Below are 13,213 nucleotides of genomic sequence, written 5' to 3' on the forward strand. Positions count from 1 at the left end.
ACTTTTCTATCCTAAGTGCTATTTTATTCTTTTCCCATAGTTACTCCTATGCCATTAGCATAAGTAGTATCATTTTCTCCTGTTATATTCATTATAGAATTTATCTTTAGAGAATAGCTTTCATCAAAGTTTAAATTTTCGAACTTTAATATTAAAGTATTATCATTTACAAGATTTACACCACTACAGGTTATAATAATTTTTCTACTATCCCCTTGATTACATTCTAAAACGTAGTTATTAGCATTTAGATTAGTTCCACCCTTTAGTATTTCTCCATTAAAGGTAACCTTGACAGTATCATTACCAATTATAACTGCATTATCAATATAGGTGTTCAAATGCTTCTCATCGCTACCAACAAATTGATAATAATCATTTGTTGGCACAGAATTTCCTAGTTCATCCTTTAGATAAGGTGAAATAGTAATCTTATATTCATTATTTCCTTTTAACTCTTTATTTAGATAAAGCTTTACCATATTAGGTGTTTGTTCCTGATTGTAGTATACTTTTCTAGGTGTATCTGCAAAACTAGAAATGCTTACTCCCTGTATTTTATAAAGTCCCACATTAGTTGCAGTATCTTTATTAAGATTACTGTTAAAGTATACATTTAAAGTTTTATTATCTACTGCCACTACATCAACTACATGTAGTCCTTCACCTTGAGAACCATCCCACATTACTTTGTACTTGTCTACTTTTATTGTACTAAGATTAAAGTTGTCTTTTATCCCTTTTACACTTAGCTCGTACTCATAAGCTTCTTTTAGCTTTGTAGCTGTGTTTACAGTTACAGATTTAGAATCTTTATTAACAGTAACCTTATTTATGACTTTTATGATACCATTGATTTCCTTTAAAGAGTAGTTTTCTAATCTACTTAAGGTTTCTTTGTCCGCTGGCTTATTAAAAGTAATTTTAAGCGTTGTATCATTAATTGCCTGTGCTTCTACTACTTTTATTTCCTCATTGTCTTTATCACTTCCTGAAAAATCAACTTGTTCACCAGTACCATTAAGTAATCTAGAACCAAAATCACTCATTAAATCTCCATATATTTTTAGAGAATACTGACCATTACTGTCTAGTCTTTGATCCTTCAAATATATAGTTACACCATTATTAACACCATCCATAGTTTTAATTTGCAATGTTGGATAACTACCCTTTACAATAATTTCCTTACCTCTAGATATTTCATAATATAGAGGAAGTTCGGCTTCTTTATTAATTGGCTGAGTAAAATATACATTGATCATTTTGCTACTGATGCAATCTATATTCCTTATCTTAAAAAAGTCAGAATCAATAACTTTAATTTTAAACTCTACCTTATGTAAATTTGATATTGGTCGATCTTGTATTGACTTTAGGCCTTTTTCGATACACAAGAAATAGGTTTTTCCCTGCATATATTCCTTAGTAGGGATTACTTTTACTGTATTTATATCTTTTTCATATTTCAACTCAATGTTATCTAACTTTTTTCCTTCTGAGTCTAAAACATAAATATTTTTTGAGTTGATTGTCTTATTGTCTAATTGTGTTGTAAAAGAAATAGACCATATCTTGTTTGGTAATTGAAGTTCCTCTTTTTTATCCAAAACCCAATCTGCATTGTTAGTTGCAAAGGCTACTTTTTCGTTTATAGCAAATAATGTTATAAACGCACATAAAAAAACTAATATTTTTATCTTCTTACTTATTTTCATCTAAAATCCCCCCTAATATTTACACTTTTTTCTTTTGATATAATAATTATAACATATTTTAGGTAAAAAGCGTCAAATAAGATGAAAATTGATTACTCAGCATCTACTAGAACTACTTCCTTTGTTGCAAACACTGCTCCAGCTGCATCTATTAATTTAATGTTAACTTTATCTCCTGCAACTTTAGATGGAGAAACTGTTGTAGTTTTTCCTATTTCAGTTACAGCTGATATAGCTTTTACACCATGAAATACTTGGTATTTAACCGCACTTTCTAGTGTTGAGGTAACAGTTACTAATGATCCAAATAAAGCAGGTTCTACTATCACTTTAGCTTCTGCAGTTGATGGCTCTACTGGTGTTGTATCTATAATTCTTTCTGATTGTGCTAAAACGACTTCAGTAACTTTAATTTCCTTTCCAATTGCATCAAATAATTTAATGTTTACTTTATAACCTTCAGCCTTAGCTAGTAAAACTGTTGTATCTGTTCCTATATCAGCTATAACTGATATAGCTTTTACACCATCAAATATTTGATATTGTTTAGCTGTAGGAAATTCTTTAACTCCGTCAGTTGTTAAAGTTACATTTACTGTTTCTCCAAATTCAGCAGGTTTAACGGCAGTAGTATATACTTTTACTATTGGTTTTACTTTACCTTCTACCATTATTGTTTTCCACGCTTCATAGGTTCCATTTGTTTTACCTTGGTTAGCAACAGACTTATCTGTTTCTGCCTGATACTCCTCCCAAGTCTTTGAATTTAATGTATTTACATGTGCAACAACCATATAAGTACCTGGTTGTTCAAAGGTGTAGAATGGAGTTTGTGTATACTCTGTAACTCTGTTTGTCCATGTATCCGTTATTGGATTGTATATGTGCAATCTGTATAAGTATGGCTCTTTAATGCCATCTACATTTTCAATTCCGTTTAGTTTAACTGTTAAGCCATCAATCTCAACTTTAGCTGCTCCATTTGTATGTATAATACTAGCATCATCTTCGCTTATACAGTTAAGTTCTGCTACATAGTAATTATCAAAATCTCCGTTGCTATTTGATTTAATTCCTTTCTCATCAGCTCTTTTTACCCAAATTGAAAGTTTTTGTTGTCCTAATTTAAATGCCGGTGTTTCTGGTAATACGTACGGCGTTTTAGCATCTACTGCTTCTCCATAACCTTGTGTAAGTTCCTTCCATGATGTACCGTTATAAAGGAAAGCTCTGTATTGCACCTTGCCTTCAAATTTTGAAGTTACTGTAAATACTTCAGTATCTCCTACTACTAGTGGCATATGGCTTACTCCAACATAAGTTACTGTTGGATAAACTACCTCTGTTGCTGTAGCTTTTGCTGTAACGTTTCCTAATAATGTAGCCATTACAAATAGTGCTGTCATAAATATACTTAGTGTCTTTTTAACTTGTCTCATATGATTTGTCCCTCCCATTAATATATATCTTTTATTTTGCTAAAAATAAAAATCTAGTTATAATTGCATTATCTTTAAAGACCTTAATAACTAATTTTCTATATTATTCATGCTATTTTACTATTATATACCATTTGTTGCTAAGTTTCAACATATCAATAAAGTATCCTCACCCCGCGCGGGCTCCATTCAATCATACCTTCAACTTCCATAATAGATAGTGTTTCTATTATGATTTCCTTTTTTTCTTTTATGATAAATAAAATCTCTTCTAAATTTTTAGGCTTATTTTTTAATAAGCTCAATATTTGATTTTGTAATGGTGATCGCTTATAATAATCTATATATTGGTCTGTATTTATATGAACATTATTTTTATTATCCACTAATTGATTTGGTGTTAAATATATTTTAGCTCCTGTTTCAATCAGCATATTAGTTCCTTTACTCTCTTTTGCATAAATATTATTTGGAACTGCATAAACTTCTGTTTTATTTTCTTTCGCAAATTTAGCAGTTGTTAATGCTCCACTTTTTATGCAAGCTGTATGAGCGTAACTATCGATGCCTTTTGCCATGCCACTTATTACAGTTACATTGTTTTGAGCTAAATATTCTGCTACTTCTACTGCAACTTTTTTGCCGTAGTCACTGCATCTTCTTGCGCCTACAATTCCAACGCTTAAATTGTCTTTTATAATATTGCCTCTGTAAAATAACACAATTGGTGATTTAAAGCATAACTTTGCTTTTTCTTTATATAACTCATCATCATAAGTAAGGACTTTTATTTCTCTTTTTTTACATTCATTAATTATATTCTGTGCACTTTTTAAAGATTTTGAAGTAATTAATTCTTCAAGTTGTTTTTTACTTAATATACTAATATTCTCTAATTCATCTTTAGTTGCATTGTAAATACAATAGGCATCTTTATAATGTAGTAAAAGTTTTTTAGCTGTAATCGGTCCTATTCCCTTTATTAAACTTAGCCATAACCAATATACTTCCATCAAATTCTCCTTTAATTTTAATTTAAATAACAGCAATCATTCTTGATTGTTCTTTCTCCAAATCTCTACACATTAGTGCTTTTGCAACGTGTGGTTTTCTTATATCTTTAGAGTTATCCATATCTGCAAAAGTACGCGCTAATTTTAGAAACTTATGATAGCTTCTAGCACTAAATTTAAATCTATCAAAGGCTTTTTTAAATAGTTCTATACACTCTTTATCTAATATGCAAAATTCTTTAATGTGCGAAGTTGACATTTGTGCGTTACAATTTACTTTTTCTATATCCTCAAATCTCTTTTGCTGTATTCCTCTTGCCTTTTCTACTTTTTCTCTTAATTCTTGAGATGAGACACCATATTTACTACTTGATATATCTATAAAATCTACAGGTTGAACATATTTTTGAATATCTATCCTATCTAATATTGGGCCTGAAATTTTCTCTCTATATCTAAGTATTTCATAGTCCGTACAGCGGCATTTACTGGTTCCATGATAACCACAGGGGCATGGATTCATTGCTGCAATCAACATAAACCTTGATGGATATGTATGTTTATACCTTACTCTTGCTATAGTTACATTCCCATCTTCTAAGGGTTGCCTTAGCGAATCCAAAGCGAGTTTATTGAATTCAGCTATTTCATCCAAAAATAAAACACCATTATGTGCTAATGATATTTCACCCGGCATAGCATTATTACCTCCACCTATAAGTGAGTTCATTGACGCATTATGATGCGGGGCCCTAAAGGGCCGTTCAGTTATTAATATACCTTTACTTTTTAAAATTCCAGCTACACTATATATCTTTGTTACTTCTAATGCCTCTTCTTCACTCATGCTTGGAAGTATGGTGGGAATTCTTTTTGCAATCATAGATTTGCCACAGCCTGGAGTTCCAGTCATTATCATATTATGTCCTCCTGCCGCTGCTACAAGTACAAACTCTATAATCCCATCTTGTCCTTTGACATCTTCAAAATCTAAGAGATTTTGTCTTGTAATTATTTGAGAATTATTATTGCTTACTAGGGTTTCATATGGGTTAATTCCCTCTAAAAATTCAACCTCATCCTTTAATCTTTCAAATCCAAAAATATTAACATCCTTAACTAATGATGCTTCTTCTATGTTTTCTTTTGGCACAACTATATTTTTTATACCTTTGTTTTTTGAAGCTATAACCATAGGCAAAATTCCACTACAAGGCCTTAAATCTGCATTTAAAGAAAGTTCACCAATAAATCCAAAGGTATCTATTTAATCTATACTAATTTGTTTTGTGCGTAACAAAAGACCAATTGCCATCCCTAAATCAAAGTGGGAACCACTTTTCTTCATATCACTTGGAGACAAGTTTATTACTATTTTCATTTTTGGAAATTCATATTTTGCATAATTTATTGCAGCTTCTAAACGTTCTTTAGCTTCCTTTATTGCCGTATCTCCTAATCCAACAATATTTATACTAGGTTTCCCATATATAATGTCTGTTTCAATTTTAACTGCATATGCATCTATACCTGAAAGTGAAAAACTATTAACAACGGAGGCCATCTATTTCATCTTCTTTCTATTCATATTTACTCTTTATACCCTGTTCCACAAAAATCTTGTATAAGATTCTCTCTTTTGCATTACTAAAATAAGATAAAATTTCTCGGGAATTTATCAATTTTTCCTTTTGGTTCCCTATGTACATTGAGTAGCTACTCCACTGATTATGCGAAGCTTCGCATAACAGATGTTATGTAGAGAAAGTAATAATGCAAAGTTAATCGTTGAGAAGCTTATTAATACTAGTGGTTTTTGAAATATGCTTAACATAATTCTCTTTGGATATACTAAATTAGGGTTTAAGAACCCTAATTTATTTTATGGAGGCCAGTGAAATGTTAAATCCAAACCGCACATTATCCGAGCTTATTGAAACAGCCGAAAACGAATTAGTAAAACTGAATTATAGCAAATCGTCCATTTCTATTGCAAAGTCTGCGTGGCGAATATTTGAGGTGTATGCAAATAAACATGCCTCATTATATTTTACTCAGGAGCTTGCAATGACTTTTTTACAAGAACATTATAACTACCCTGACAAAGAAGCCAAGTGCCACACTACATATGTAAATGCAATTGCCAGTGCAATAAGGAAGCTAGGTGATTTACAACTGCATGGGAGATTTTTGAGTAGAGAAAAAAAGAAATTTGTATTCATCACTAATGATTTTCAACCAGCTATTGATGAATTTATAGTGTACTGTAAAAAAAGAAACATTGCTGAAAATTCCAATGACCGCAACTTAAGAAGGCTAAATAATTTTTTCGAATACCTTTCAACGATAAGAGTTACTAAGCCATCAGAAATCAAGGCTATGCATATTTCTGGTTATATGAGTTCACTATCAGGTTATTCAAGAGGAACTGTTAAAGGTGAGATTTATACTTTAAGATTATTCTTCCGTTCAATTTATTTTTCCGGACTTAGTACGATAGATTTATCAAACTTAATACCCAAGCTTAAGTTTCCTAAGGGAGATAAAGTGCCTATTATATGGGAATCTTACAATGTAGAAAAATTACTTGAGGCCGTTGATAGAGGAAGTCCTCTTGGTAAAAGGGACTATGCCATATTATTGCTAGTAGTAAAATTAGGTCTTCGTGACTGCGACATCAAAAAATTGAAGCTTGAAGACATAAAATGGAGAATGAATAGAATTGAACTTGTTCAATCAAAAACCTCCCAATTTCTGTGCTTACCCTTATTACCTGAAATTGGTGATGCAATAATTGACTATCTAAAATATGGCAGACCCAATTCTGATTCACAACATATATTCATAAAACATACCGCACCATATAGTAACTTTCATAAAACAGGTAATATAGTAATCAAATATTTAAAAATAGCAAAAATACCTATTGATAAAACAAAAAGTCATGGGATTCATACACTAAGACACACTCTTGCGAGCAGGCTACTTGAAAAAGAAGTACCTCTTGATATTATTTCTGGCATATTGGGGCATATTTCAATAAACTCTGCAAAGGAATATATGCATATTGACATTGAAAACCTTCGAAAGTGTGCTATTGAATTGGGTGAATGCTATGAGTAAAAGAACTGAGATAAAAGAATATACCTATGTTGGAACACTTTCAGAGGTTATAATTAAAGTTACTACTCAGCCATTGTAAATTAATAAAATACTTATATTGGCAAAAAGGATATTGGCCATCCGATGTCGAATATACTACCAGAGAGATTAATAATATTATTTGATTGGTGGTGAATGTTGGATGGATGAGACAATTGTTGATAACTATAATAATGGTATCACTGAAATTATTACTTTACTGAAAGAAATGAATAGTGGATTAATAAATCAAATTAGTGATCTTAATATTGAAGTGATTAACTTAAATCATCTAATAAGCTCACTTAGGGATGATAATAACATGCTTATTGCACGAAATATAGAGTTAGAAACCATGCATAATAAAAATAGTAATAACAGTAGCAAGCCACCGTCAACAAATAACAATAAAAAGCCATCAAATAGCCGAACAAAGACCGATAGGTCCTCAGGAGGGCAAGTTGGTCATAGTGGAAAGACTCTTTTGAAAATTGATAATCCTGATAATATTATAGATATAAGGAAAAAAACTTGTAATTGTGGCTGTAATTTATCTGGTCTTGAAGGTAAAATCCAAACTAGACAAGTAGTTGATTTACCTCAGATTGTTATGAATGTTACCGAGTATAGAATCCACGAAGTGGTATGTCCAGATTGCAAAGAAATTCATAAAACTGATTTCCCAGTAACCGTAACTCAACCTGTACAGTATGGTGAAAACTTGCAGGCTTTAATGGTATACCTTTCAAACTATCAACTTGTACCTCTTGCTAGAACAACCGAAATCATTAAAAACCTTACTGGTAAAAATATTAGCCAAGGAACTATTGTGAATGCAAATAAACGTCTTTATGATAGCCTTGATAAGTTCGAAGCGGCTATTAAAGAACAACTTATCAAGGTTGAAGTGCTTCATACTGATGAATCAGGACTACGTTTAAAAGGTAAAATAAATTGGGTTCATGTTGCTTCCACAAGTAGCATTACGCATTATGCTATACATAAAAAAAGAGGAGCAATTGCTACCAATGAGATAGGCATACTTCCAAATTTTGAAGGAACCATGATTCATGATCATTGGAAACCATATTATACATTCACAAGCTGTACTCATGCTGAATGTAATGCTCATAATATGAGAATTTTAAAAGGCATACATGAAAACTTTGGCCATGTATGGGCTACTAGCATGGGGAGCCTTTTAATTGATATAAAAAGAGAAGTTGATTCTCTTAAATCTAAAGGAGTAACTTTTATGCCTGAAAGTGATATCAAAGCTTATGATGAAAAGTACAAAACTATCATAGCTCAAGGTAAAATAGAAGATGCAGAAAAATCTTCTGTTATACTATCTACGAAAACAGGTAAGCCTGCAAAGAGCGATGCTTTGAAACTTTTACGAAAGTTAGAAGAATATGATGTGGAAACACTTTCGTATATGTATGACTTCAATATCCCCTTCGATAATAATTTGGCGGAGCGAGATATTAGAATGGTAAAGCTCAGACAAAAAATATCTGGCTGCTTTAGAAGTGATGATGGTGGCAGTCTGTTCTGTAGAATAAGAAGCTATATTTCTACCTGCAATAAGAATGGGCAAGATATAATGGAATCACTGAAGAATGCAATAAAAGGTGAACCATTTATCCCTGAGAATATATAACTCTATTAAATTTTATATTATGGGGACGCCTCTCGGCTCCCTTTAATTTGTAATACCTATTTTTAGACATGAGGTCTACGACCATGTTTTTATATTAGCACAGGCATTCCTTATTGGGAATGCCTGAGTAGTAACTAATTAAATACATCGCTGAAAAACGTGGAATGGGTATACAGTTCAATAGCGAATCCCAAAAACTTGCACATCTTGATAGGTTTACAATGAAGTTTGATTGCGAAACCAATATACTATCAAAAGAGCTTGTTATTGCTTATACCACGAAAACCATTAACGAAAGCAGTAACAATCACATTTATCGTTTTAATTTGGTTAACAGATTGGCATTGTATATGCAACGTTGTGGCTATGAGGCATACTACCAACCAAAAATCAATATTAAAAAATCCCAAACTCAATATATACCCTATATCTACAGTTATCATGAGCTTAAAAAAATATTTATTGCAGCCGACGAAACCAAGGCAAGTCCTCAACACACAAACTATCATTTGGTTATACCACTTATGTTTCGTATTCTTTACACTTGTAGACTACGAGTTTCAGAAATGCTACATCTAACAGTAAAAGATGTTGATCTTGAAAGAGGCGTTTTAACTATTGAGGGAACAAAATTTGATAAAGGAAGATTGGTTCCATTATCAAATTCGGTACTACAAAGATGCAGAGAATACTCTAAACACTTGCACCAATTATCAAATGATGATGCCGTATATTTCCCTAGCGCAAGAAATCAGGCTTTCAGTATGACAAGAATGTATTATATCTTTCGTGAAATATTACAGAAAGCAGGCATTTCTCACGGTGGTACCGGCAAGGGACCTCGTATACATGACTTCAGGCACACATTTGCAGTTCATTGTCTTAGGCAGTGGGTTGAAAAAGGTGTTGATATTACAGTTAGTTTGCCTTATCTCTCAGCCTTTTTGGGGCACACAGGGCTGCAGAGCAGTCAGAAATACTTAAGGTTGACCTCAGATTTATTTCCAACGATTAATACCATGCTTGAGAACCGCTATGGAGACATTATTCCATCATTTGGAGGTGATACTAATGAAACCACTTAGTTTCTCGAAGCTGCTCACAGATTATTTAAGTGAATTTTTGCCCTGCCGGGCTGAGTTAAGTAGTAATACAATTTCATCATATTGCGATACTTTCAAGTTACTTTTACGGTTTTGCCGGGATAATTTAAAAATGTCTGTTGAAAAAATATCCTTAACAGACATTGATGATACCCTCGTTTATTCATTTCTTGATTGGTTGGAAAAGGAGAGAAACTGTTCAAATTCTACAATCAATCAAAGATTGCATGCTATACATTCTTTTGTAAGATATGCACAGTGTGAAAGTCCAGAAAATCTGCTGACTTTTAAAATGGTGCTTAATATTCCTGCAAGAAGACAAACAAAACCAATTGTTAGTTACATTAACGAGCACGATATGAGAAAAGTGCTGCACACCCCTGATACTTCAAATATATTTGGCAGAAGAGATTTAACATTATTAAGTGTAATGTATGATACCGGGGCAAGAGTTTCTGAAATTGTCAATCTTACAGTCAGGGATGTTCGCCTTGAGACACCTGCAAAAATTAAGCTTTTTGGCAAGGGTAGGAAATATCGTGATGTTCCTATATTATCAAGAACGGTAGCAATGTTAGAAAGCTATTTAAAGGAGCAACGACTTATCTCAGCAGATAAGCTTGATTACCCGCTGTTTTTTAATCGAAAACGTGAAAAACTCACAAGAGCTGGTATTGCATATATTTTAAGCAAGTATTCAAGCCAAGTGATGACAATGAATAATACTCCTATAACACCTCACGTATTGCGCCATACAAAGGCAATGCATTTACTTCAAGCCGGGGTTAGCATAATCTATATTAAAGATATTTTAGGACATGTTGATATTTCTACTACCGAAGTTTATGCAAGGGCTGACCTTGAAATGAAACGTAAAGCACTTGAAACACTTTCAGAGGTTTCGCCTTCTAATCCGCAAGAATGGAATACAAATACCGACCTGTTAACTTGGCTAGAGAATTTCGGAAAGCAAAAGATGTAAAGAGTTATGTAAAGAAATTATGTGCTAAATAGCTTATTTTAAAGGCTTTTTAGCATATAACTTCACATAACGTTTTTCCTAACATAACATCTGTACTCTTCTGGTTTTTTTACCATGTTTGCTTTTACAGGATTTAGATGAATATATCTACTAGTATCAAGCATTTGCGAGCTCGTTTCTATTAGTTCTGCAAAATATCTATCTTGATATAAATGACCTATATAATTATACTTATCATTAAAAAACTTAGCATAAATACTATTTATTCTAGCCATAAAATCTTTCATATGTCTTTCCTTTGTTTTCAAAAGTAGGTGTATATGATTATCCATTAAGCAGTAGCAAACTATTTCATATTCATTTTTAAAGTGCTCTATAGCTTCTTCAATAATTTCTAGGTATACCTGAAAGTCTTCGTCATCTTTAAATATATCATTTCTTCTATTACCTCTAGCTGTTATGTGATAGCTTGTGTTTGGATACCAAATGCGTGCAGGATTTGTCATGATATTTCTTCCTTCCATCATATGTGTATATTGTATAGTTTAATTCTTGACAACTTTTTCTTCTTTATACTTCAAAAAATAAAAAATCACCCTAAGGATGATTCCTAGATGGTGATTTATTGGGTGTTCTTTTCTGAGATAGGCAACTGTCACTTACAGAATATGGCGGACTTAAAGCTTCCAAAATGTTGTTAAAGGCTTTATATCATATTGCTTTTTTTAAGTTTTCTCATTTTGACACCTTTAGGGTTGCCCCCGTGGGCCTTGCGAGGGAAGTGAGCTTGCTAATAAGTTTCTGTTTTCTGAACGAAGTTAACTTGTTATTTTATTGCTCTATTTTCATTAATTACATTACCTATCTTATTAATTGTTCCTTCTGTATGTGCAACTTTATAATTAATATTATCAATCTCTGCTTTATGCGTAATATTATTGTGTTCAATAGCCTTTACAACAGAAAATATTTCATCTTGCCTTATTTCCATGTTTTTTTGTCTTTCTTTCATTTCCTTTTGGCTTTCTTCAATATTGTCTAATTTAGTCATCAACATTTCAAACATTTTCTTTGTTTCATTATCCATTCTAAATCACCGCCACTATTTTAATTTCCAAGTAAAATAATTATAACATCTCCAAACTTCTTTATCAACCTATAAATTCTACATTCTACATCCTGCTAATGTCGTTAAATTCTACTTTAACGACGATAAAACTACCCAAATATATTTGGGTAGCTCCTCTTTCTGGGTGTTTTCTGACTGCTAGTTCCTATGATGTTAGCTCCTTTTTACCGCTTTTAATTTTGAAATTTCATTCCAATTTTTTGATGTAACTATTTCTACAGTGTTTAAATCTTGTCTAATTCCATTAACCTCATTATTAATACTAATCAATTGTTCCTTAGTTTCAGTTCTAAATTCTGTTAAATCAGCAGTTTGCTCCACTACTGAATCCATTTTTTTTTCAATTCTTTCAAGTCTCTCATTTGTATTATTCTGACCATCTAATAATTGGTTTAGTACTTCTAATATCTTATTCTCCAATTATATCCGCTCCTTTCAATTTGCTTTTTAAATTGCACCAGTATAATATTTAAAACTCTACATTGTTACATCTATTATAAACACCAATAATCTTTTACGTATAAATATATATATCATCAATTATTACTAATTTGATTGTAGCATTAATTAATTCTAATTTCAATATTTATAAATAGTAATATGACTAGTTTATTCTATGTGTTAATATAAAAGTTTTTCTGAAAATGCCATTAAACCATACCTTCACGACGAAAAAGCTACCCAAATATATTTAAATATATTTGGGTAGCTCCATCCCTGACTATCGCCAAGTTTTTTTGTTTCTATTCTTTTCCCATTTCCTCTACTTTTCAATCAGACTTTTCATCTAATTAATCCGCATCAGATGTCCCATCTTCGCCTTGCTTTCGCCTGACAGTTCACAGAAAAAGAGAACCATCATTTCTGACGATTCTCTCTTTTCTCAATTTACTTTTCTTTCTTCCTTCGCACTTTGATCATGCCCGTTAGGTTTTTCCGGAAGTAATTAAGCCTTATTGTTTAATTCAGTTCTCTCGTTTCGACACCTTTTGGGTTACCCCTGGGGGTCTTTGCGAGCGAAGTGA

General features: G+C 32.1%; 10 protein-coding genes and 1 pseudogene. 4 read left to right on the top strand and 7 right to left on the bottom strand.

The window, feature by feature from the left end; all coding sequences use genetic code 11:
* Positions 1 to 23: 23 nt before the first annotated feature.
* The 4 genes and pseudogenes from LGK97_RS06985 to LGK97_RS07000 all read right to left on the bottom strand — a co-directional run bounded on the left by LGK97_RS06985 (position 24) and on the right by LGK97_RS07000 (position 5,734).
* Positions 24 to 1,718, bottom strand: a complete 1,695-nt coding sequence (locus tag LGK97_RS06985) for a hypothetical protein (protein ID WP_226259036.1) — start codon at positions 1,716 to 1,718, stop codon at positions 24 to 26.
* A 92-nt stretch (positions 1,719 to 1,810) separates the two neighbouring features.
* On the bottom strand, positions 1,811 to 3,157 hold the full coding sequence (locus LGK97_RS06990; RefSeq protein WP_226259037.1) for a hypothetical protein: 1,347 nt from the start codon (positions 3,155 to 3,157) through the stop codon (positions 1,811 to 1,813).
* Between the two features lie 155 nt (positions 3,158 to 3,312).
* The gene (locus LGK97_RS06995; protein ID WP_226259038.1) at positions 3,313 to 4,170 is read right to left on the bottom strand and encodes a DNA-processing protein DprA; all 858 of its coding nucleotides are present in this window, start codon (positions 4,168 to 4,170) and stop codon (positions 3,313 to 3,315) included.
* A 22-nt stretch (positions 4,171 to 4,192) separates the two neighbouring features.
* Positions 4,193 to 5,734, bottom strand: a pseudogene (locus LGK97_RS07000) (YifB family Mg chelatase-like AAA ATPase).
* Between the two features lie 335 nt (positions 5,735 to 6,069).
* Here LGK97_RS07000 and LGK97_RS07005 point away from each other — a divergent pair.
* The 4 genes from LGK97_RS07005 (at position 6,070) to LGK97_RS07020 (ending at position 11,059) form a co-directional block, all read left to right on the top strand.
* Complete coding sequence (locus LGK97_RS07005) at positions 6,070 to 7,293, top strand: site-specific integrase (RefSeq protein WP_226259039.1); 1,224 nt, start codon at positions 6,070 to 6,072, stop codon at positions 7,291 to 7,293.
* A gap of 181 nt (positions 7,294 to 7,474) precedes the next feature.
* Positions 7,475 to 8,974 carry an IS66 family transposase gene (gene tnpC / locus LGK97_RS07010; protein ID WP_226259040.1) on the top strand — a complete coding sequence of 500 codons (1,500 nt, stop codon included), beginning with the start codon at positions 7,475 to 7,477 and terminating at the stop codon, positions 8,972 to 8,974.
* Positions 8,975 to 9,138: 164 nt separating this feature from the next.
* Complete coding sequence (locus LGK97_RS07015; RefSeq protein ID WP_226259041.1) at positions 9,139 to 10,059, top strand: tyrosine-type recombinase/integrase; 921 nt, start codon at positions 9,139 to 9,141, stop codon at positions 10,057 to 10,059.
* On the top strand, positions 10,046 to 11,059 hold the full coding sequence (locus LGK97_RS07020; protein ID WP_226259042.1) for a site-specific integrase: 1,014 nt from the start codon (positions 10,046 to 10,048) through the stop codon (positions 11,057 to 11,059). Before LGK97_RS07015 ends, LGK97_RS07020 begins: the two co-directional genes overlap by 14 nt.
* A 62-nt stretch (positions 11,060 to 11,121) precedes the next feature.
* Here LGK97_RS07020 and LGK97_RS07025 read toward each other — a convergent pair whose 3' ends face one another.
* The 3 genes from LGK97_RS07025 to LGK97_RS07035 all read right to left on the bottom strand — a co-directional run bounded on the left by LGK97_RS07025 (position 11,122) and on the right by LGK97_RS07035 (position 12,608).
* Positions 11,122 to 11,565, bottom strand: coding sequence for a transposase (locus tag LGK97_RS07025; RefSeq protein WP_226259043.1), 444 nt, complete (start codon positions 11,563 to 11,565; stop codon positions 11,122 to 11,124).
* Positions 11,566 to 11,885: 320 nt separating this feature from the next.
* Entirely contained in the window at positions 11,886 to 12,146 is a 261-nt protein-coding gene (locus tag LGK97_RS07030; RefSeq protein ID WP_226259044.1) for a M domain protein, read from the bottom strand.
* 195 nt (positions 12,147 to 12,341) lie between these two features.
* Positions 12,342 to 12,608, bottom strand: coding sequence for a hypothetical protein (locus LGK97_RS07035; protein ID WP_226259045.1), 267 nt, complete (start codon positions 12,606 to 12,608; stop codon positions 12,342 to 12,344).
* Positions 12,609 to 13,213 lie beyond the last annotated feature (605 nt).

Origin of the sequence: Clostridium sp. CS001, assembly GCF_020443565.1 — a bacterium.
Lineage (GTDB): Bacteria > Bacillota > Clostridia > Clostridiales > Clostridiaceae > Clostridium_AD.

Excerpts from the sequence above, each read along its gene's own strand:
- LGK97_RS07005 (WP_226259039.1), top strand. The coding sequence starts at position 6,070 with ATGTTAAATCCAAACCGCACATTATCCGAGCTTATTGAAACAGCCGAA.
- LGK97_RS06985 (WP_226259036.1), bottom strand. The coding sequence starts at position 1,718 with ATGAAAATAAGTAAGAAGATAAAAATATTAGTTTTTTTATGTGCGTTT.
- LGK97_RS07020 (WP_226259042.1), top strand. The coding sequence starts at position 10,046 with ATGAAACCACTTAGTTTCTCGAAGCTGCTCACAGATTATTTAAGTGAA.
- LGK97_RS07030 (WP_226259044.1), bottom strand. The coding sequence starts at position 12,146 with ATGGATAATGAAACAAAGAAAATGTTTGAAATGTTGATGACTAAATTA.
- LGK97_RS07015 (WP_226259041.1), top strand. The coding sequence starts at position 9,139 with ATGGGTATACAGTTCAATAGCGAATCCCAAAAACTTGCACATCTTGAT.
- LGK97_RS07025 (WP_226259043.1), bottom strand. The coding sequence starts at position 11,565 with ATGACAAATCCTGCACGCATTTGGTATCCAAACACAAGCTATCACATA.
- tnpC (WP_226259040.1), top strand. The coding sequence starts at position 7,475 with ATGGATGAGACAATTGTTGATAACTATAATAATGGTATCACTGAAATT.
- LGK97_RS06990 (WP_226259037.1), bottom strand. The coding sequence starts at position 3,157 with ATGAGACAAGTTAAAAAGACACTAAGTATATTTATGACAGCACTATTT.
- LGK97_RS06995 (WP_226259038.1), bottom strand. The coding sequence starts at position 4,170 with ATGGAAGTATATTGGTTATGGCTAAGTTTAATAAAGGGAATAGGACCG.